This is a genomic window from Kitasatospora cathayae, from assembly GCF_027627435.1.
GTDB lineage: Bacteria > Actinomycetota > Actinomycetes > Streptomycetales > Streptomycetaceae > Kitasatospora > Kitasatospora cathayae.
The window spans coordinates 703,584-723,560 of sequence record NZ_CP115450.1; the positions used below are offsets into that span (position 1 = coordinate 703,584).

Sequence of the window (19,977 nt, forward strand, 5' to 3'; positions counted from 1 at the left end):
TCGCAGGGAACTCGGCGAACGGGTCGCGGAGTTCGCGGGTCTCGATGGGGTTGGTCTCCATCCGTAGATGGTCCATCCGCGCTCCTCAGTGCCAGTAGGTGTGCCCGGCCACGCCCTGGCCGGTGCGGGCGGCGTGGCGGAGCACGCGCAGGGGGCCGTCGAGGAGGGCGTCGGCGTCGTGGTCAGGGTCGTCGCCGAGGCCGGTCATCCAGGCGTGGATGCGCTCGACCACCTCCCGGCGCCGGGCCCCGGTCAGGGTCAGGGCCTCCTCCGCGTCGGGGAGGCGGGCCCGGACCTGCCGGGAGTCGAGCAGGAAGTCGCCGAACCAGCCGGGCAGTCGGAGGGTCGCGTCGGGTCCGAGCGCGTAGGCGAGGGCCCAGAACGGGTTGGCCTTGCGCGCCGCGGCCGCGAACAGGCCCTCCTTGTCCTCCGGCCGGAAGCGATCCATCACGGCCTCGCGGAAGTCCTCAACCGCGTCGGAGCCGTCCCGGCAGCTGTCGAAGAACCTGCAGAGCCGGTAGGCGTCCTCCCCGGCGATCCCGTCGCCGGCGGCCGGATCCCCGAACAGGGACTCGCCCGCCACTCCCCGCCACCATTCCAGCTCGGCAGCCACCCCGGGCGCGGGCGGCGCGGGCGGCCCCGCCTCGGCCGCCGCACGCAGCAACTGCCGCAGCTCCTCGTCAGCCACCGTACCGATGACCCACAACCCCGTGGCGCTCACCGCGACCTCCGTTCCTCGACCTCCCTCGATCATGCCCGACGGCCCTGACAGGCCCGGCGGCCGCCGTCGGTGCGACGGCCCTCCACCGGGGTAGCCCCGCGTGCGGGGGCCGGTGCCCGGCGGGATTCTGCTGGGGCGGGCGCAGTACGCGTCCGCGCCGGCTTCCGAGACCCCGAGGTTGTGCCGTGACCCAGCTGTTCGAGCACCAGCTCGCCGCCCTCGCCCATCCCGACCTGCTCGTCCGCGCCACCGCCGCACACGACGGCGGTCCCGGCCCGAGGACGTTCGCCGATCTGGCCGCCCTGCGCCGCGCCCAGCCAGTGGAGAAGGTCCGCAAGAGCGAGAAGGACCTCACGGACACCGAGCGCTCCCGGCTGGTCGGTGCCTTCACCGTGCTGAACCAGTCCGGCGACTTCGGCAAGCTGGTGGCGATCCACGCCGACATGGGCCACCACCAGCACCGGATGACCAATGCCCCCGACGACCTCGGGGCCCGGCGCTTCCTCCCTTGGCACCGGGTGTTCGTCAACGTCCTGGAGACCGCCCTGCAGCGGATCCACTCGGACGTCACCGTGCCGTACTGGGACTGGACCGCCGACCAGCAGGTCCCGGACTGGCTGAGCGGCGTGCTGCCGACGGTGGTGGTGCCGGGTGCGATGGGCGGGGTCATCCGGGTGACCCGCTCGCCCGGGAGCCAGCAGGACCTCCGGCGGCGGACCGCCAAGCTGGACGAGGTGATGCGGTCCGGCGACTTCATGTCCTTCGTGGACGGCCTGGAGCACATCCACGACCTGATCCACGACTGGGTCGGCGCCACCATGTCCGACCTGTCCACCGCGGCGGCCGACCCGCTGTTCTTCCTGCACCACGCCAACGTCGACCGGCTCTGGTGGACCTGGCACGTGACGCACCAGAACGAGAACCCGCCGCTGACCGGTGACGACGCGGTGATGGACCCGTGGCGGGTCACCGAGCCCACCACCCGGGACATCGGCAACTTCCACTACTCCTACCGCTGACCTCCACAAGCCGCCCGGCCCGGCGAAGGGGCCGCCCCCGCCGCCCGTCCCCGGTCTGACCTGGCAGGATCTCCCGCCATGACGCACTACGAGACCTACGGGCCCGGGCAGCGGCGGCACCGCCAGGCCGGTCGGGCCGAGAGCAACGGGAAGAACGGGAGGAGCGGGAAGAACGGGAAGAGCGACACGTCGTGGCCGCGCCGGCCGCTGCTGACCGCCCTGTGGATCCCGGCCGCCGCCGTGCTGCTCCCGCTCGGCGGGGCGCTCGGCGCGTTCGGGCCGTGGTTCCTCCTCCCGGCGCTGGCCCTGGTCCTCCCTGGGGCGATCGGCCTGATCTACAGCGTGGTGTGCCTCTGCCCGACCAGGGTGCTGCAGCGCGTGGCACTGACCCTGCTGCTCGCCCCGGTGATCGCCGTCCCGATGCTGGGCCTGAACACCGCCCAGTCCACCGTGCTGTCCATGCGCGGCACGACCCACCCGGGCACCGTCACCGACGTCAGGGTGATCCACGGCAAGTCCACCAGCTACAGCTGCGCGGTGCGCTACGACGACGCCCCGGGGCGCACCCGGTCCGTCAACTGCGGCTCCGGTGACGCGGCGGGCGAGCGGGTCAGCGTGACCGAGGACCCGGACGGCCTGGTGGACCCGGAGTTCACCGCGGGAGCCGAGAATCCCCGGTTCGACCTCGCCATGGTCGGCTTCGCCGACGTCTCCCTGCTCGCCGTCTCCGGCACCGCGGCCGGCCTCGGCGCCCTGCTCCACCAGGCCCGGAAGCGCCGTAATCCCGTTGCGCGGGCATCGTGGTGACGGGGATCCTCCCTGGATGGAGCCAGCAGAGCAGGAGATCACCCTGGGCGAGGTGACGCTGCGCCGTTTCCGCGGCGAGGCGGACCTTCCCGAGTTCTTCCGGGTCATCGAGGAGTCGCTGGAGCACCTGCGGCCCTGGATGCCGTGGGTCGCCGAGCACAGCGTGGCCAAGACCACCGCGTTCCTGGCGGAGCGGCCTGCGCTGTGGGAGAGCGGGAAGGACTTCACCTACGCGATCCTGCTGGAGGGCGCCATCGTCGGCGCCTGCGGGCTGTTCCGGCGCGAGGACACCGCCGTGAACGGCCGGGAGATCGGCTACTGGCTGCACCCCGCCGCCACCGGCCGAGGCATCGCCACCCGGGCGGCCCGGGCGCTGGCCGAACAGGCCTTCCGGTTCCCCGGCGTGGACTTCGTCGAGATCGTGCACGACCCGGCCAACCTCGCGAGCGCCGCCGTCCCGGCCCGGCTGGGCTTCACCGAGCACTCGCGCCGCCCCGCCGAGGCGCTCGCCCCGGCGGAGACCGGCGAGGAGCAGATCTGGCGGCTCCACCGCGGCTGACGGACAGCGCCCTGAGCCTGCGCCCGACGGTCCGCCGCCGTGGGGTGCGTGCGGACCGCCGGGCGACGCCGGACGGACGGGACGATCCGGCCGGGCGCCGTGGGAACGAACGCGGCCGGAGACTGCCGTCCCCGCGCGGAGCGCCCCATCTCGAACCCCGCGTGCCGGCCGCATACCCTCTGCCGCGGCCTTGCGCGTTCGTTCCCACGCCCAGGAGACCGCCCGGCGGGCGCGCGGATAACACTTTTCCCTCCGCCTTCCCGCCCCCCTCGCCGCTCCGGTGATCGTCTAGTCTCGGCCCCAGCCGACGGGGACCGTTCCCCCGGCCCAGCCACCAGCTCCCGGTGAGAGGCCCACCGTGTCCGACGCCCCCGTGATCCGCAGCGACGTCCCCGGCTCCTTCCCGTGGGCCGTCTTCCACGAGCGCCATCCCCGGCTCGTCCGGCAGGTCCTCGACGCCCTGCCGTACGGCCCGGCCGAGCGGGCGGCGGTCGAGCGGCTGCTCGTGGAGAGCACCACCGGCGTCCTGGAGCCGCTGGGCGAGGACGCTCCGGACGCCGCCCAGTGGCGGGAGTGGGGCGGGCTCGTGTGGGGCAGGCCCTGGGGCGAGGCGCCGTTCCTGTGGGCGGAGAGCTACTTCTACCGCCGGCTGCTCGACGCCATCGGCTACTTCCGGCCCGGCGCGTGGCAGGGCATCGACCCGTTCGCGCCGTTCAAGAACGCCGAGCTGGCCGGAGTGGCGGTGGACGAGGAGCTGGTCGCGCTCAGCGAGCTCGACGCGCTGCCGCGAACGAAGCGGGCGGAGGCACTGCTGTCGTCCGCGCTGTGGGGCAACCGGGCGGACCTCGGCTTCCAGATCACCGCCGGGCCCGGCGGGCCAGCCTCGTCCGGCCTGCTCGCCGACGACAGCGCCGTGCTCTGGTCCGAGCTGGATCGGGCCGGGGACGGGCGGGTCTGCGTCGTCGCGGACAACGCGGGCCGGGAGCTGCTGCCGGACCTGGTGCTGATCGACCACCTGCTGACCGACGGTCGGGCCGCCGAGGTCGTCCTGTACGTGAAGCCCCAGCCGTACTTCGTGTCGGACGCGACGACGGCCGACGTCCTCGCCTCGGTCGACCGCCTGCGCACCGCGCCGTCGGCCGCGGCCCAGGCCGTCGGCAGCCGACTGTGGCAGGCCCTGAACCGGGGCACGCTCGTGCTCCGCACCCATCCGTTCTTCTGCGCGCCGCTCCCGTACCACGACCTGCCCGCCGACCTCCGGGCCGAACTCGCGGGCGCGGCGCTGACGATCCTCAAGGGCGACCTCAACTACCGCCGCCTGGTCGGCGACCGGCTCTGGCCCCCGACCACGCCCTTCGCCGAGACCGCCGGGCACTTCCCTTCGGCCGTCGCCGCCCTGCGGACCCTGAAGTCGGACGTCATCGTCGGCCTCGACGCCGCCACCGTCGCCCGCCTCGACGGGACCGGGACGACGTGGCGCGTCGACGGCCGCCACGCCGTCATCCAGGTGTGCGCCGGGTCGTAGCCGACACGGAGACGAAGCACCACTAGCCGGACACGGAGACGAAGCACCACACCGACGGGCCCCGCCCCCGGCGCCCTGGGGGATCCCGATCGGCGACCCGCAACGGCGGCTTGAGGCCCGCCCGCCCGCTGCTCGACCGGAGCAGCGGGCGGGCGGTCGTTCATCAGCGGTCGTTCATCAGCGGCCGTTCATCAGCGGCCGTCCTTCAGCGGCCGTTTCTCCAGCAGACGTGCCCTCAGCCCGCGTACACGTCCTCGACGTAGCGGCCGGCCTCGATCAGGCCCTGCAGCCAGTCCTGTGCCCGCTGCTCGTCCGCCCCCGGCGTGCGCTCGCGGTAGAGCGCCCGGAAGGCCTCCCGCACGCCGGGCGCCATCCGGGCGCCGTCGCCGCACACGTACACCTCGGCCCCGGCCTCGAGCAGCGCCCAGACCTCCGCCGCCTCGGCCGCGATGCGGTCCTGGACGAACCGCCGCCCGCCCTCGGGCTGCTCGCTGAAGGCGGGCCGCATCGAGACCGCGCCGGCCCGCTCGGCCTCCTCCAGCTCGGCCCGGTGCAGGTAGTCCGCCTCCGGGGCGTCGCAGCCGAAGTAGAGCAGCGCCGGGGCCAGTTCCGTGCCATGGGCCGGCGGGGCGAGCAGCGCCCGGCGGTCGGCGACGGCGCCGCGGAAGGGCGCCAGGCCGGTGCCGGCCGCGATCATGATCACGGGGGTGCGGTGGCCGATCCGGAACGCCTCCCGGCAGGGCTGGACCCGGGCCAGCACGGTGTCGCCGACGCCCACCCGGGCGAGGTAGCCGGAGCCGGTGCCCCGGAAGGTGCCCCGGCCCGAGCGGGCCGGGGCGCTGAGCACCGAGACCATCAGGTCGACCTCCCGCGCTTCCCCGGCCGGAAGCCCGGCGGGCGAGGAGGAGATCGAGTAGTGCCGGGGCCGGATCGGTGGCAGCAGCTCCAGCAGCACCGGCCAGCTCAGCGCCTCCCGCAGCGCCGGGTGGTCCTCGACCAGGTCGAGCAGGGTGCGCGGGTCGTCCGCGGGCAGCGCCCGCAGCGCGGCCTGCTCGGGCGGGCAGGGGTTGAGCGCGGCGAGGGCGGCGCGCTGCTCGGCGGTGGGGTGGTCCTGCAGCTCGACGTGGTGGGTGAGCAGTTCCCGTACGGTCAGCGGGCGGTCGACGGCCAGGCCGGTGCGGCGGTGGGCGACGATGCTGAGCACCGTGTCGAGGTCGGCGCCGAGCAGCTTGGCGGCGCGCTCGACCAGGGCCGGGTCGTTGGCCGGGAGCACGGTCAGGTGGTCGGCGGTCCGGTAGTCGGCGCCCGCCGGCAGGGCGAGGCGGACGAGCCGCTTGACCCGGCGGTACCCGGGGTCGGTCAGGCTGTCGACGGCGGTGACGGTCAGCTCGCTCATGCCGTGCCGGGCGGCGAGCGCGTGCAGCGGGCCGCCGGTCAGCTCGCTCACGGTGTACGCGGCCTCCTCCCGCGGCGCGGCCGCGGCCTCGGCGTCGCCGTGGCGGGTCAGCAGGAGGTCGGCCAGTGCCTCGGTGAACTCCCGTACCGTACCGGCCAGATCGCCGGAGGCGTCGGCCTCGGCGCGGGCGAGCAGCCGGGTGCCGCCGAGGGCGGCGAGCCGGTCGTCGATCAGGGTGGGGATGCGCTGGTAGGTGGCGGCGTAGGTGCGGTCGCCGATGCCGAGGACGGCGTACTCGACCCCGTCGGCCGCGCCGTCCGCGGCTTCGCCGAGTCGGCGGATGAACTCGGCGGCGTCGTCGGTCGGTTGGCCGTTGTACGAGGCGGCGGTGATCACCACCGGGCGGTCGGTGGGCAGGCCGTCGGCGTACGCGTCCAGCGGGGCGGTCTCGGTGTCGCAGCCGAGTTCGGCGGCGGCGTCGGCGAGTTCGCGGCTGAACTCGCGGCAGGCACCGTAGTTGGAGCCGTGCAGGAGCAGCAGTCCGGTGCCCGGGCGGACCCGGCCGGGGCGCTCGGTGCGCTCGGCGGCGCCCGTGGTCCCGATCGGCCGGTCGTGCTGGGCCGGCTGGTCGTGCCGGGCCGGCGGGGCGGGGGTGCGCGGGGCGAGGGCGAGGGTGAAGCCGTCGGGCTTGATGGTGAGCGTCTGCTTGAGGGTCAACCGGTAGTCGCAGTGGTCGATCAGCCGGTAGCGGTGAACCAGCATGCCCAGCAGCATGGTCGCCTCGTGCAGCGCGAACTGCCGCCCGATGCAGGCGCGTTCACCGGTGCCGAAAGGCTCGAAGGCGTGCGGCGAGCGGGCCGCCTCGCGCTCGGGGTCGAACCTGGAGGGGTCGAAGAGCTCCGGGTTGTCGCCCCAGGCCGGGTCGCGGTGCAGCATCGTGGTCAGCACGAAGATCGGCAGTCCCGGACGGACCGGGATCCGCCCCCCGAGCAGGGTCTCCTCGCGCGCCTCCCGGCTGAACTGGGGTGCCGTCGGCCACAGTCGCAGCGCCTCGTTGAGCACCTGGCGGGTGTGGCGCAGCCGGCCGACGTCCTCGTACGAGGGATCCGGGTCGGCCTGGTCACCCCAGAGCGCGTCCACCTCCTGCTGGACGCGCCGGAGTTCGGCAGGGTGCTTGGCCAGGTAGTGCAGCGCGAAGGAGAGCGCGCCCGAGGTGGTCTCGTGGCCGGCGATCAGAAAGGTGATCACCTGGTTGCGGATGTTCTCGATGTCCAGCCGGGTGCCGTCGACGGGGTGCACGGCGCCGAGCATCAGGCCGAGCAGGTCCTCGGCCGGGCCGGTCTCGGCTCCGCTCGCGACCCGGGCGGCGATCACCTCGTCCACCACGCCGGCCAGGTAGTCGGCGTCCCGGCGGAACGCGGCGTCGCGCTCGCTGTGGTCGAGCTCCGGGTTGCGGGTCTGCCGGGTCATCGCCCAGTCCAGGCAGCGCACCATCGCCTCGACGAAGGGGTGCGGCTCGTCCCGCTCGAAGGAGCCGAAGTCGAAGCCGAACCCGGCCAGTCCGATGGTGTCCAGGGTCATCCGGGTCATGTCGCCGGGCACGTCGACCGTCAGCCCGGCGGCCGAGCGGCGGTCCCAGGCCTCGATCAGCCGGCGGGCCACCTTCAGCATCACCGGGTGGTAGGTGCGCATCGAGCCGAGGGCGAAGGCGGGCATCAGGATGTCGTGCGCCCTGGCCCAGTTCGGCTCGTCGTTGTAGGCGGTGAACAGGCCGTCGCCGGTGAACTCGCGGACGTTCTGCAGCGCCGGGCCGATCGCCTTGGTGAAGCGCTCCTCGTCGGCCAGTTCCTCCACCAGCTCCAGGCTGCTGACCAGCAGCATCTCCCGGCCGTGCAGACGCTGGAGGAAGGCCGGTCCGTGCTCTCTGGCCAGTTCCATGCTGCGCAGCACGGGGACGCTGACCGGCGGCAGCGCGGAGATGTCCACCACGGGGACGCGCGGGTCCACGGTGGTGGTCCCGTCACTGGCCCCGGTCGTCCTGGCCTCGGTCGTGGTGTCGGTCATCGGTGGGTCCCCTCCCACGGCGGAAAACTTCTCGGTACCTCCACTCTGGGCCCCCGGGGTCCTCGCCCGGCAGTGATCACTACATGATTGTGTAGTGCTCGCACCGTCCGGAGACTTGCCTACGTCCCGTCAGACCCCGGGCCGGCGCGACAGGAGGAGAAGAACGCATGCGACCGATCGAGGACCGCCGCCCCGGACCGGTGACCCGGCAGGACCCGGCGGTGATCTGGCGCAACCGCGCCCTGCGGCTCATGGACCACGTGCCGCTGCCCATCGCCGTGTGCGAGTACGGCGGCCGGATCATGATCGTCAACCGCGCGATGGCCGCCGAATTCGGCCTGCTGCCGGGCCAGTTGCGCCACCGCAAGATCCTGGAGTTCTTCACCCTCGAGGACCGCGCCACCCTGCAGGCGCTGACCGAGGCGGTCCGGCTGCACCGCCGCTCGCAGTACCCGGCCCGGGTCTCCTGGACGCCCGCCGAGGGCGGCGAACGACAGGGCGAGATGACCGTCGAGCTGATCAGCGACTCCCCGGAGGAGACCCCGAACCTGCTGATCTCGCTGCGCACCCTCGCCGCGCCCGCCGCCCCGCGCGTCCCGGCGCAGCCCGGCCCGGGCGCCGAGGTCAGCCCGATCGAAGCCCGCATCCTCGCCGCGGCCGCCCGGGGCGCCACCACCGCCCGGATCGCCAAGGAGGTCGGCCTGACCAGGGACGGCGTCAACTACCACCTCGCCCGGCTCTCCCGCCGCTGGCACCTGCCCAACCGCACCGCCCTGGTCGCCCGCGCCTACGCCCTCGGCGTCCTCGCCGCCGACGCCTGGCCCCCGGCGGCGGCCCGCCCGCGCTGACGGGTCGTGGGGCCCGCGAACGGACTCGGCATGCTCGGGCAAGGGCGTCCCGCCGTGCAGCGGGCCGGCCGGGCGGGCCGGCGATGAAGTGATCATGTGCCTCACGAGAGCATGCGGCCGCGCCGGCGGCAGGCCGGAGCCTCGCGCCGCAAGCCGCGATCGACCCGCTCCGAGCGCCGGCGGAGGTCGACTGCCGGTGGCTCGTCCCCGAACCGCCCGAGCGGCGGTACAAACACTTTCAGTGATTGAAAAATCACTGTACGTAAACGAAGCTGTGCGCATGACCGCCCCAGCACGGACCCCCGCACAGTTCACCGCGGATCTGCACGCCTATGCCGAGAAGTACTGGCATCGCCACCCCTTCCACCTCAAGCTTCACGAGGGCAAGCTGTCCGCCGATCAGCTCCGGCTCTGGATCGCGAACCGCTGGTACTACCAGGCCCGCCTGCCGCAGAAGGACGCGGCCGTGATCGCCAACTGCCCGGTGGCGGAGGTTCGGCGGCGCTGGACCCAGCGGATCGTCTACCAGGACGGGGCGGCCGGCGGTCAGGGCGGTCACGAGGAGTGGCTCAGGCTCGCCGAGGCCGCCGGGCTCAAGCGGACCGCCGTGCTGGACGGAAGCCTGCTGGTCCCCGGGGTCCGCTTCGCCACCGACGCGTACGTGGACTTCGCTCGTACCCGTCCGTGGACCGAGTCCGTCGCCGCCTCGCTGACCGAGCTGTTCTCCCCGGACCTGATGCGCCGTCGGCTCGACGCCATCAAGACCCACTACACCTGGATCGCCCCCTCCGGCCATGGCTACTTCACGGCCCGACCACCAGTCGCCGCTGCCGACGCCGAGCACGCCCTGGGCCTGGTCACCGCCCACTGCACGACGCGGGCGGAGCAGGACGCCGCCCTCGCCGCGCTGTCGTTCAAGTGCGATGTCCTCTGGTCCATGCTCGACGCCATCGAACACGCTTCCTAGTCCTCGCCTGCCGCCCGTCCCGGCCTGTCCCGTCGCCGCCCGATCCTCCGGAGGTCGTAGCGTGCCCCTGCTGCCCCCCACCGTCGTCGGACCGCTCTCCGAGTGCAGCACCTCGGTCCGTGTCCACAACCAGCTCGTCGGGTCCACCGTCACCCTGCTCGTGAACGGCTCGCACACGGTCGGCGGCCAGCTGGTCGGCGGCGGCGTCGCGACCTGGCCCGACCAGGAGTTCCCGCTCAACCCGGGTGTCGCCCTGCAGGCCGGCGACCAGGTCGCCGCCACCCAGCTGTTCGGTGGCGAGGTCAGCGCTGCCTCCGCGCAGCCGGTCGCCGTCCAGAAGAAGCCGGCCGTCATCGGCACCGTGCACTACGGCGGCCACCAGTACGTGTGCGGGCAGTGCCTGTGGATCGATGGCGCGGTCCCCGGTGCCACCGTCACCGTGAAGCAGGGCGCGCAGGTCATGGGCAGCGCCACCGCCCCGGACGGCATCGCCCGCGTCCAGCTCGGCACCGCGATCGCCGCCGGTCAGGTGCTGATGGCCGAGCAGCAGGCCTGCGGCAACCCCGGCACGCCCACGCCGAGCCCGGTGCCGGACGGTCCGCCCGAGCAGCTGCCACCACCGGTCGTCCACGGTCCGCTGCTGGCCTGCCAGACCGGCGTGCCGGTGAGTGGCGTGTTCGAGGGGGCACAGGTCACGCTGCACCGCACCGGCGTGCCCAACACGACGCGCGGCTGCTTCGACCTCAGCGCGTTGACGTTCCGGGTCCCACCGCTGGTGCAGGGCGAGCAGGTCTCCGCGGACCAGGCCTTCGTCAAGTGCGATTCGCTCAGTGGGACCTCGGCCACCGTGGTGGTCGGGCCCGCCGACCAGCTTCCCGCGCCGGCCGTCGTCGCTCCGCTGTGCGCCGGCGGCACCTCGGTCCGGGTCACCGGGTTGGTGGTGGGCGCGCTGGTCACGATCCTGGAGAACGGCGTCGTGCTCGGCACGGCGCAGGCCTTCGAGCCGAGCGCCGACCTCGATGTCCCCGCGCTGATCGGCGGCGGCACCGTCACCGCGCGTCAGGAACTCTGCGGGTACACCAGCCGCGAGTCCGCGAAGGTGGTGGTGGACCCGCAGCCCGCGGGACTACCCGCCCCGGTGGTGGCCCCACCGCTCTTCGAGTGCGCCTCCCGGGTCCGGGTCCTCAACGTGCACCCGGGCGCCCTGGTCCTCGTCTACTCCGCGGCACTCGGCGCGCCGATCGGCCTCCAGTACGTCTACGCGGGACAGGCGGACATCCCGGTGGCACCGCTGCTCAGCGCCGGGGACCAGATCCACGCGGTGCAGGTCGGCTGTGGCTGGACCAGCCCCAAGTCCGCCCTGGTGACGGTGCAGCCGCTCGGCACGGTCGAGCCTCCCACCGTGCGCACCCCGCTCACCGAGTGCACCCGCTGGGTGTGGGTGGACGGTGTGGTCCCAGGGGCCGATGTGGACGTCTACGTCAACGGCCAGTGGCAGGGGACGGCGACCGCGACGACCCCCAGCCTCCAAGTGGGGGTCTCCGGACCGCTGCGTCTGAAGGACACGGTGAGTGCCCGTCAGCGCATCTGCACCACCGTGACCGAGTTCGGCCCGGCTGCGACGGTGGCCTTCGGCCCGGTGTCGGTCACCACCCAGCACAACGACAATCAGCGCACCGGAGCCAATCTGCTGGAGGTGACGCTGCGTCCGTCGAACGTCGGCCCGAAGACCTTCGGCAAACTCTTCACCCGGGCGGTGGACGGCGAGATCTACGGCCAGCCGCTCTACCTCTGTCAGGTCGATGTGGCCGGCGTCGCGCAGCGCAACGTCGTCTACGTGGCGACCATGCACAACAGCGTGTACGCCTTCGACGCGGACGACCCGAACGCCTCGGCGCCGCTGTGGCACGCCCAGCTGGGCCCGTCGGCCGCGATGCCCGATCCCAACATCGGCCCGGGCGGGTACGCGGACATCTCCGTCGAGGTCGGTGTCCTCAGCACACCGGTGATCCGGGCCGAGCGGAACCTCATCTACGTCGTCGCCTTCACCAAGGAGGGCAACGCGTACCACCACACCCTGCACGCCCTCGACCTGCGCTCGGGGCAGGAGTCCCTCGGCGGCCCGGTGCGGATCGCCGCCACCGTCCCGGGATCGGGCGACGGCAGTGTCAACGGCACCATCACCTTCACCAGCGACCGCCAGATCCAGCGGGCCGCGCTGACCCTGGTGAACGACCGGCTGTACGTCGCCTTCGCGTCCTACGGCGACCGGGACCCGTACCACGGCTGGGTGTTCGGCTTCGACGCCGACAACCTGCAGCAGACCGGTGTGTACGTCACCACGCCCGACACCGGCATGGGCGGGATCTGGCAGGCGGGGCAGGGGCTGGCCGCGGACGGGAACGGCGACCTGTACTTCATGACCGGCAACGGCGGCTTCCGTCCCGACGGGTCGAACCTCTCCTGCTGCGTCGTGAAGCTGAGCCCCGACCTCGAACTCCTGGACTGGTTCGCCCCGTTCAACCAGGCCTTCCTGAACGGCCCCGCCGATCTGGACCTGGGCTCGGCCGGTCCGCTGCTGATCCCGAACACCGACCTCCTGCTGGGCGGCGGCAAGGAGGCGAAGTTCTATCTGCTGCACACCGGCGCGATGGGCCACTTCCAGGCCGGCTCCGACAGCCAGATCGTGCAGAGCTTCTGGCTGACCCAGGACCACAGAAACAACCACATCCACGGCGGGCCGGTGTACTGGAACTTCCCGGACGGCCCGTGGGTCTACGTCTGGCCGGAGAACGTGCCGCTGCGCGCCTACCGCTTCGCCGGCGGGCTGCTGCAGACGGCCCCCGCCTCCACCAGCACCACCCCCGAGCCGCCCCCGTTCATCATGCCCGGCGGATTCCTCTCCGTTTCGGCCGACGGCAGCGATCCCGACTCCGGCCTGCTGTGGGCCTCGCACGTGCTCAAGGACGATGCCAACCACGCAGTGGTGGAAGGCGTGTTCCGCGTCTACCAGGCCTCCGACCTGACCAAGGAGCTGTGGAACAGCAAGATGAACGCCGCCCGGGACGACGTCGGCCTGTTCGCCAAGTTCGTGCCGCCGACCGTGGCGAACGGCAAGGTGTACCTGGCGACCTTCTCCGGGGCGCTGAACGTCTACGGGCTGCTCGAATGAGCCGCGCCGTACCGCATTCCGAAGGAAGTGAAGCCGGCCCGGTGTCACCGCCGGGTCGGTGGAATGTCGCGGACCGGTAAAAGCACCACCCCCTGCCCCTCCCCCTCGCTGACCAGCCGCTACGCTCTGGGCCGCGCCGCGCCACGGGGGCCGGCGGATCCATCACGGGGGAACCACTGTGCGTTACCTGGTCCGCGACCGCATGTTCGCCTTCCACGAGGAGGCCTGGATCGAGACCGAGCACCGGGAGAAGCTCTACCGGGTGAACCGGAAGTTCTTCCGGCTGCGCCGGACCTTCGCCCTGGTCGACACCCGCGGCGAGCACGTCGCGAGCATCGTCCGCAAGGCCTTCACGTTCCACCACACCCTGCTGATCAAGCAGGAGGGCCAGCCGACCGCGAAGGTCAGCAAGAAGCTGTTCAAGCTCTTCGGCGACCGCTTCAAGGTCCGTCTCGGCGACGGCCGCAAGCTGCGGATCAACGGCAACCTCTGGGACCGCGAGTTCGACATACGCCACGAGGGCACCACCCTGGCGCACGTCTCCCGCCGCTGGTTCACCGTCCGCGACGCCTACGCCGTCGACGTGATGAGCCAGCAGGACGCCCTGCTCCTGATCATCCTCGCGGTCTGCGTCGACCACGTGCTCCAGGACGCCAAGGGCGACCAGCTGACCAATCTCTGACGGGAGGCTACGACGCGCCCAGGATCGCCGGGTCCTCGGCGAGTTCGGCGAGCAGGGCGTCCAGCTTGGCCCGGTCGACCGAGGGCATCACGAAGACGTGCACGTAGCTGCGCCGGGTGGCCTCGTCGCCCGGGACCATCAGCACGTCCTGGGAGGACAGCGACCACTTGGCCACCAGCTCCGGGCTCGGCTTGCGGAACCGTACGGTGACGGCGCCCGGGGTGCGGGCCGGCCAGAGCTCGACGCCGAGCTCGCGCTCCATGGCGACCAGCCGCCGTTCCAGGTAGGCGGCGAGCTCCTGGGCCTCGCGGATCCGGTCCACCTGGTCGCGGTAGGAGTACCGGGACAGGTGGTCCCAGAGGATCAGCGGGGAGAAGCCGTTGCGGGAGCCGGCGAAGGTGGTGTCCGGGGCGCCGATGTAGTCCGGCTGGGACGGCGGGGAGATCTGGTACTTCACCTTGGTCATGTAGATGCCGCACGGCCACGGCGCGCCGGCCCACTTGTGGCCGCTCATCGCGATCGAGGAGACCATGTCGACCTCGCCGTGCTCGGCGGTGGGCAGCCGCAGGCCGAAGTCGAACTCGGGCAGCTCGGTCTCCGGCGTCCAGCCGTACCGCGCCGGGTCCTGGGCGGCCAGCCGCAGGAACGGCGCGTAGCCGGCACCGAGCGCGCCGTCCACGTGGATCCAGAAGCCGCGGCGCACGTCCACCAGCGGCCGGCCGGTCTCCGGGCAGCTGCCGTAGACCACCTCGCGCCGCACCAGCCCGTGCCGCTCGAAGATCGGCAGCAGGCGTTCGCAGACCGCGCGGACGTCGTCGTGGGCGCCCTTGAAGGTGCTGCCCAGGTTGAGGTTGACGAAGACCGGGTGGCCCTTGGCGGCGAAGAACTCGACCAGCACGGCGAGGGCGTCGACGTCTATCTCGCCGGGGCCGTCCCAGGACAGGCCGGACGGGCCCGGGCGGGACGGCACCTCGGTGGGCCAGGTGCGCAGCCCGGTCACCGGGTCGACCAGCGGGCACTCGTCGGCGTACTTCTCCAGCCCGACGGCGTGGAAGGTCTCCACGCCCAGGACGGCGACGGCCTTGGCGAAGGAGTAGTGGGTGTCCTCGGAGTAGAAGGCCACCGGGTGATGGGCGTTCGGGTTGTGCCGGTCGGGGTCGGCCTTGACGTAGCGCACCGCGTCGAAGGGGGCGGTCGGCGGCTGGATCAGCGCCTTGCCGCTGAGGTAGTCCCGGGCGTTCCAGAGGGCGTACATGTTGCCCTCGGTCGAGCCCATGGACAGCATGTAGCCCCAGTACGACTCCGGGTCGGCGGGGTCGTGCGGGCGCTCGGCGTGCCAGAGCCTGGCGTAGTAGTCGAGCACGGCCCGCTCGACGACCTTGGTGTTGGGCTTGTAGCCGCCGCTCTGGAACGGGTCGCCGAGGTTGTTGATGTTGTTCGGCATGAACCGGGCGAGGTCCAGCGCGGTGCCCTGCATGTCCTGGGTGGCCTGGTAGCCGACCAGGTGCTTGCGCTTGCGGGTCAGGTACTCGTCCACGGCGTCGAGCGCGCGCAGCCGCCGGTCGTCGTCCAGGCCGCCCTCGGGGAGGGTGAAGTCACCGCCGTCCAGCTCCGGACCGGGGTCGACGGCGGTCGCGGTCTCGGTGAGGGTGACGGCGGTCGGGCTCATGGGCGGGGCGCTCCGGGGTGCTGGGGACGGCGACGGACGGCGACGGGCCGTCGGCGACGTCGACGAGGGTCGTCGGTAAGGACCGTCGGTAAGGATGGAACTTTCGAGCGCTCCGGGGAAGCCCCTCCGAAGAACATTCGGTCCAGCCCCGATCAGGTTTGCGGATCTGCGGAACGGGCTGGGATCCTGGCAGGCATGCCGAACAATCCGCAGGCCCGCCGGGCACCGGTCGACGACGTGGACCGGGCGATCATCCGCGCCCTGGCCGACAACGCCCGCCTCCCCAACAACGCCCTCGCGGCCACCGTCGGCATCGCCCCCTCGACCTGCCTGACCCGCGTCCGGGCGCTCCAGGAACGCGGCATCATCCGCGGTTTCCGGGCCGAACTCGACCCCGCCGCGATCGGGCTGCCGCTCCAGGCGATGATCTCGGTACGGCTGCGCGCCCACACCCGCGAGCAGAACGAGAGCTTCCGCAGCAGCGCCCCCGACCTGCCCGGCGTGCTGGCCGTCTTCCACATGGCCGGCTCCGACGACTACCTGCTGCACGTCGGCGTCGCCGGCCCCGAGGCCCTGCGCGACTTCGTCGTGGACCACCTCACCACCCACCCGGCGGTGGCCCAGACCCGCACCAACCTGATCTTCGAGCAGATACCGGGCCGCCGCTACCTCGCCCCGGAGCACTGACGGCCGACCGGCGGCGACCACCCAGGGCATGGTCACGACTTCTCCACGAATGTGTCCGACAAGTGGAGTTGATGCGTCCTGACCCCTTGTCAGGCGGAACGTTCCTCCCTACCTTCGTGGTTCGGGAACGCGGCCCGCTGAGTCAGTCGCAGGGGCCCGCGGTCCGCACCATCACCGGAGGCACGACAAGATCTGGAGGTTTCCCATGCCCGGAACCATGATCGAGGAGATCCGCGACGCGGGTCCGCTGCTGGTCGATGACGAGACCATCCTGTTCGAGGACGACGACCGCGCCGACCGCGAGGCCACGGCGTGTCTGGCCGACCCCTGGGTGACGGCCACCACCCGGTTCGCCTGCGACTTCAACTCCTGACGGTGACCGGTTTCATCGCCGGCCGCAGCGGGTGGTCCGACGACACCTGGTCGTACCTGAACGATCCGCGGATGCCGGCGGTGGAACACGGTTGGAAGCTGCACGTCTCGGCGCGGCCCGGCGAGTTGGCGGCCGTGACCGGGCTGGTCCGGCCGGTGCTGCTGCGGTACGTCTGCCACGCCAAGTGGGCGAGCGGTCCGGAGGTGCTGCGGGAGCTCAACTCCGGGGTGCGCAGCGCGGGTGCGGTGGGGAAGGCGATCACGGTGTATCCGGCGCCGGGCACGGTGGTCGCGCTCGCCGAGGAGCTGGTCGAGGTGATGCGCGGGCGCGAGGGTCCGCCGGTGGTGAGCGATCGCCGGGTCGATCCGGACGCACCCGTCTACTACCGCTACGGGCCCTTCACGGGTGACTACCGGACCGGTCGCAGCGGGCGGCTGGAGTCGGTGATGGTCGGCCCGGACGGCCGGGTCTTCGACGGGCTGGCGACCGGTTCCTACCGCTGCCCGCCCTGGGCCGCGGATCCCTTCGAAGGGCGCACGGCCCGGGCGCAGGCCTCCCCCGGGCTCGGCGGTGGCCGCTACCGGGTCACCGGTGGCATCGCGCGCAAGCCGCAGGGCAACGTCTACCGGGCGGTCGACCTGCGCACCGGGCTGCCGGTGGTGGTCAAGCAGGCGCGGGCGTTCGTGGCCGAGGACGAGACCGGGGCGGACGCCCGGGCCCGGCTGCGCAACGAGCGGGCGGTGCTCGCCGCGCTCGACGGCCTGCCCGGGGTGCCCCGGGCCCTCGACTCCTTCCGACACCGCTCGGACGAGTACCTGGTGATGAGCAGCTGCGGCGACCGGGACCTGCGGCGGGACGTCCAGGAGCACGGCCCGTACGACGGTGCGCGCCTCGCCGAGCTGGCCGCCCGGCTCCTGCGCCTGCTGGACGGCATCCACCGCCGGGGCGTGGTCGTCCGCGATCTGAAGCCCGACAACGTCGCGCTGGACGCCGCCGGCCGGTGCCGGCTGGTCGACTTCGGGATCAGCGCACTGAACGGCGCCGCCCCGGACGGCGCCACGCCCGGCTACAGCGAGCCGGTACGACGCCCGGCCGGACAGCCCGCCGAGCCCGCCGACGACTACTACGCGCTCGGCGCGACCCTCGGCTTCGCCGCCACCGGCCTGGACCCGGTCATCGTCGACGCCGACCCCGCCGTCAACCGGGACCGCACCCTGGCCGGCCTGGCCTGGGCGCTGCCGGGCCGGGAGCACCGTCAAGTCCGCGAGCTGATCGGCGAGTTGACGAGCCTCGACCCGGCTGTCCGGACGGTCGGCGCGGCCCGGCTCCGGACCGGGAGGCCCCGGGCGGTGTCCCGGGAGCCCGAGCGGCCGAGGATCGACGCCGACCTGCTCCAGGAGATCATCGAGCACACCACCGGGTACTGCGTCGCCGAGGCCCACCGGATCGCCGACCCGGCACTCGCCGCACGCGCGGCCCTCCCGACCCCGGTCGACGTCTACGGCGGGAGCGCGGGCCTCGGCCTGGAACTCCTGCGCCACCTTCACCGGCCCGGGGTGCCCGAGGCCGTCGACGCGCTGGCGCGGTGGACGGCCGCCCAGTCGCGGAGCCTGTCGCCCGGCTTCTACTCGGGCCGTACCGGCGTCGAGCTGTTCCTCGCCGAGGCCGGGATCGGCACGGACGGGACCGGCCCCGGCGGGACCGGCACCGGCGGCGCCGGCGGCACCGGCGGCACCGGCGCAGCCTGGATCGGCATGGGCGGGACGGGCGACCTGCCGAACCGGGGACCGGACGGCGGACCGCCGGAGGCGGACCTGATCGAGGGCGTCGCCGGAATCGGCATCGGCCGCCTGCTGCTCGCCCGGCACTGCCCGACAGCCGGCGCCCGGCACCTCGCCGTCGCCGCCGAGTGCGCCCGGATGCTGGCCTCCGGCCGGGCCCGGCTGTCGCCCGCGGGCGCCGACACGATCGGCAGCGCCGCCCTGCGCGAGGGACTGGCACACGGCGCCGCGGGAGTCGCCTACTTCCTGCTGGAATACGGGAGTTCGAGCGGCGATCCGGCCGACCTGCGCCGGGCCGAGCAGGCCTGCGCGCGGCTGGCCGCCGTCACCCCGGACCTCCTCGCCCGGGCGACCGCCCCGGGGGCGACCCGCCGCTACGGCTCCTGGTGCCGGGGCCTGGCCGGGGTCGGCGCGGTGCTCGTCCGGGCCGCCGACCGGCTGGGCGAACCCTCGTACCTGACCCTCGCCCAGCGGACCGCCCGGACGTGTGCCGCGCTCGCGCCCCGGATGCCGCTGGTCACCCAGTGCTGCGGGCTCGCCGGCCTGGGTGACTTCCTGGTGGACGTCGCCGTCGCGTCCGGCTCCTCCGGCTCCTCCGGCTCCTCCGACTCCGAGGAGTTCTGGGACGCCGCCGACACCGTCGCGGCCGTCCTCCTGAGCCGTAGCGGCGGCACCGCGGCCCGCCCGGTGTTCCCGGACCCCGGCCTCGCCCGGGCCAGAGCCACCTGGGCCGGCGGCTCCGCCGGCGTCCTCGGCTTCCTCCGGCGGCTGCACGACCGGGGCGGACCGCGCCTGGGCCTCATCGACTGACAGGCGGACGGTCGAGCCTTCCGCTGCCGGCGGCGCTATGTTCGGGGGCATGGGACGACCCGAAGGCGTGCTGCTCGACATCGACGGCGTGCTCACGGTGGACTGGCAGCCGCTCCCCGGCGCCGTGGCCGCGCTGCGCCGGCTGCACGCCGACGGCCTGCCGTACGTACTGCTGACCAACACCACCTCCCGCACCCGCCAGTCGGTCGCCGAGACCCTCGCGGCCGCCGGGTTCCCGGTCACCGCCGAGTCCGTGCTCACCGCGCCCGCCGCCACCGCCGCCCGGCTGGCGGGCTCCCGCTGCCTGCTGCTCAACAGCGGCGACATCCGGGCGGACCTCGCCGACGTCGAGCTGGTCGACGACCCGGCCGAGGCCGAGGTGGTGCTGATCGGCGGCGGCGGTCCGGAGTTCGACTACCCGGCGCTCAACCGGGCCTTCACCGCTCTCCAGGGCGGTGCCCGACTGGTCGCGATGCACCGCAACGCCTACTGGCGGACGGCGGACGGGCTGCGGCTGGACGGCGGCGCCTTCGTCGCCGGTCTGGAGTACGCGGCCGGTGCGCGGGCCGAGGTGCTCGGCAAACCGGCCGAGGCCTTCTTCACCGGCGCGCTCGAACGACTGGCCGTCGGCGCGGGCGAGGCGCTGATGGTCGGCGACGACATCGAGTCCGATGTGCTCGCCGCCCAGCGCTACGGGATCACCGGCGTCCTGGTGCGCACCGGCAAGGCCGCCGCGGGCGCACCGCGCCGGGGCGACGGCGACCCGGACCACGTGCTCGACTCGGTGGCGGACCTGCCCGAGCTGCTGTCCCGGCTCCGGCGGGAATGAGCCCACCACGCGCCGAGGTGCGCCGCCCCGGCCGGCGTGCGTCCCTGGTCCTCGGACAGAACGGAGGA

The 19,977-nt window shown here is 73.2% G+C and carries 15 protein-coding genes; 12 read left to right on the plus strand and 3 right to left on the minus strand.

Going from position 1 to position 19,977, the window contains the following annotated elements; translation table 11 throughout:
* Positions 1 to 85: 85 nt before the first annotated feature.
* A complete protein-coding gene (locus O1G21_RS03280) occupies positions 86 to 721 on the minus strand; it encodes a hypothetical protein (protein ID WP_270140562.1) in 636 nt (211 codons plus the stop codon).
* 185 nt (positions 722 to 906) lie between these two features.
* Here O1G21_RS03280 and O1G21_RS03285 point away from each other — a divergent pair, with 185 nt between their 5' ends.
* The 4 genes from O1G21_RS03285 to O1G21_RS03300 all read left to right on the plus strand — a co-directional run bounded on the left by O1G21_RS03285 (position 907) and on the right by O1G21_RS03300 (position 4,631).
* Positions 907 to 1,740, plus strand: coding sequence for a tyrosinase family protein (locus tag O1G21_RS03285; protein WP_270140564.1), 834 nt, complete (start codon positions 907 to 909; stop codon positions 1,738 to 1,740).
* A 78-nt stretch (positions 1,741 to 1,818) separates the two neighbouring features.
* Positions 1,819 to 2,547: a hypothetical protein gene (locus O1G21_RS03290; RefSeq protein WP_270140566.1), complete on the plus strand. Its 729-nt coding sequence runs from the start codon at positions 1,819 to 1,821 to the stop codon at positions 2,545 to 2,547.
* A 16-nt stretch (positions 2,548 to 2,563) separates the two neighbouring features.
* Positions 2,564 to 3,106, plus strand: a complete 543-nt coding sequence (locus O1G21_RS03295) for a GNAT family N-acetyltransferase (RefSeq protein WP_270140568.1) — start codon at positions 2,564 to 2,566, stop codon at positions 3,104 to 3,106.
* A gap of 358 nt (positions 3,107 to 3,464) precedes the next feature.
* Positions 3,465 to 4,631, plus strand: coding sequence for a damage-control phosphatase ARMT1 family protein (locus O1G21_RS03300; RefSeq protein ID WP_270140569.1), 1,167 nt, complete (start codon positions 3,465 to 3,467; stop codon positions 4,629 to 4,631).
* Positions 4,632 to 4,866: 235 nt separating this feature from the next.
* On the opposite strand, the gene O1G21_RS03305 is transcribed toward O1G21_RS03300, so the two are convergent.
* A complete protein-coding gene (locus tag O1G21_RS03305) occupies positions 4,867 to 8,091 on the minus strand; it encodes a bifunctional cytochrome P450/NADPH--P450 reductase (RefSeq protein WP_270140571.1) in 3,225 nt (1,074 codons plus the stop codon).
* A gap of 167 nt (positions 8,092 to 8,258) precedes the next feature.
* On the opposite strand from O1G21_RS03305, the gene O1G21_RS03310 reads away from it, so the two are divergent.
* From O1G21_RS03310 to O1G21_RS03325, 4 genes are all read left to right on the plus strand, one after another.
* Positions 8,259 to 8,939, plus strand: a complete 681-nt coding sequence (locus O1G21_RS03310; RefSeq protein WP_270140573.1) for a PAS domain-containing protein — start codon at positions 8,259 to 8,261, stop codon at positions 8,937 to 8,939.
* A gap of 280 nt (positions 8,940 to 9,219) precedes the next feature.
* Positions 9,220 to 9,906: a pyrroloquinoline-quinone synthase PqqC gene (pqqC, locus tag O1G21_RS03315; RefSeq protein ID WP_270140574.1), complete on the plus strand. Its 687-nt coding sequence runs from the start codon at positions 9,220 to 9,222 to the stop codon at positions 9,904 to 9,906.
* A 61-nt stretch (positions 9,907 to 9,967) separates the two neighbouring features.
* On the plus strand, positions 9,968 to 13,078 hold the full coding sequence (locus O1G21_RS03320; RefSeq protein WP_270140577.1) for an Ig-like domain-containing protein: 3,111 nt from the start codon (positions 9,968 to 9,970) through the stop codon (positions 13,076 to 13,078).
* A 178-nt stretch (positions 13,079 to 13,256) separates the two neighbouring features.
* Positions 13,257 to 13,760, plus strand: coding sequence for an LURP-one-related/scramblase family protein (locus tag O1G21_RS03325; protein WP_270140579.1), 504 nt, complete (start codon positions 13,257 to 13,259; stop codon positions 13,758 to 13,760).
* 7 nt (positions 13,761 to 13,767) lie between these two features.
* Here the strand turns inward: O1G21_RS03325 and O1G21_RS03330 are convergent, their stop codons facing one another.
* Positions 13,768 to 15,429, minus strand: a complete 1,662-nt coding sequence (locus tag O1G21_RS03330) for a PLP-dependent aminotransferase family protein (RefSeq protein ID WP_270140580.1) — start codon at positions 15,427 to 15,429, stop codon at positions 13,768 to 13,770.
* A 195-nt stretch (positions 15,430 to 15,624) separates the two neighbouring features.
* Here O1G21_RS03330 and O1G21_RS03335 point away from each other — a divergent pair, with 195 nt between their 5' ends.
* From O1G21_RS03335 to O1G21_RS03350, 4 genes are all read left to right on the plus strand, one after another.
* Positions 15,625 to 16,116, plus strand: coding sequence for an Lrp/AsnC family transcriptional regulator (locus tag O1G21_RS03335; RefSeq protein ID WP_270140582.1), 492 nt, complete (start codon positions 15,625 to 15,627; stop codon positions 16,114 to 16,116).
* Between the two features lie 205 nt (positions 16,117 to 16,321).
* Complete coding sequence (locus tag O1G21_RS03340) at positions 16,322 to 16,489, plus strand: SflA family class IV lanthipeptide (RefSeq protein ID WP_270140583.1); 168 nt, start codon at positions 16,322 to 16,324, stop codon at positions 16,487 to 16,489.
* 2 nt (positions 16,490 to 16,491) lie between these two features.
* Entirely contained in the window at positions 16,492 to 19,080 is a 2,589-nt protein-coding gene (lanL, locus tag O1G21_RS03345) for a class IV lanthionine synthetase LanL (protein WP_270140585.1), read from the plus strand.
* 49 nt (positions 19,081 to 19,129) lie between these two features.
* Positions 19,130 to 19,909, plus strand: coding sequence for an HAD-IIA family hydrolase (locus O1G21_RS03350; protein WP_270140587.1), 780 nt, complete (start codon positions 19,130 to 19,132; stop codon positions 19,907 to 19,909).
* Positions 19,910 to 19,977: the final 68 nt, after the last annotated feature.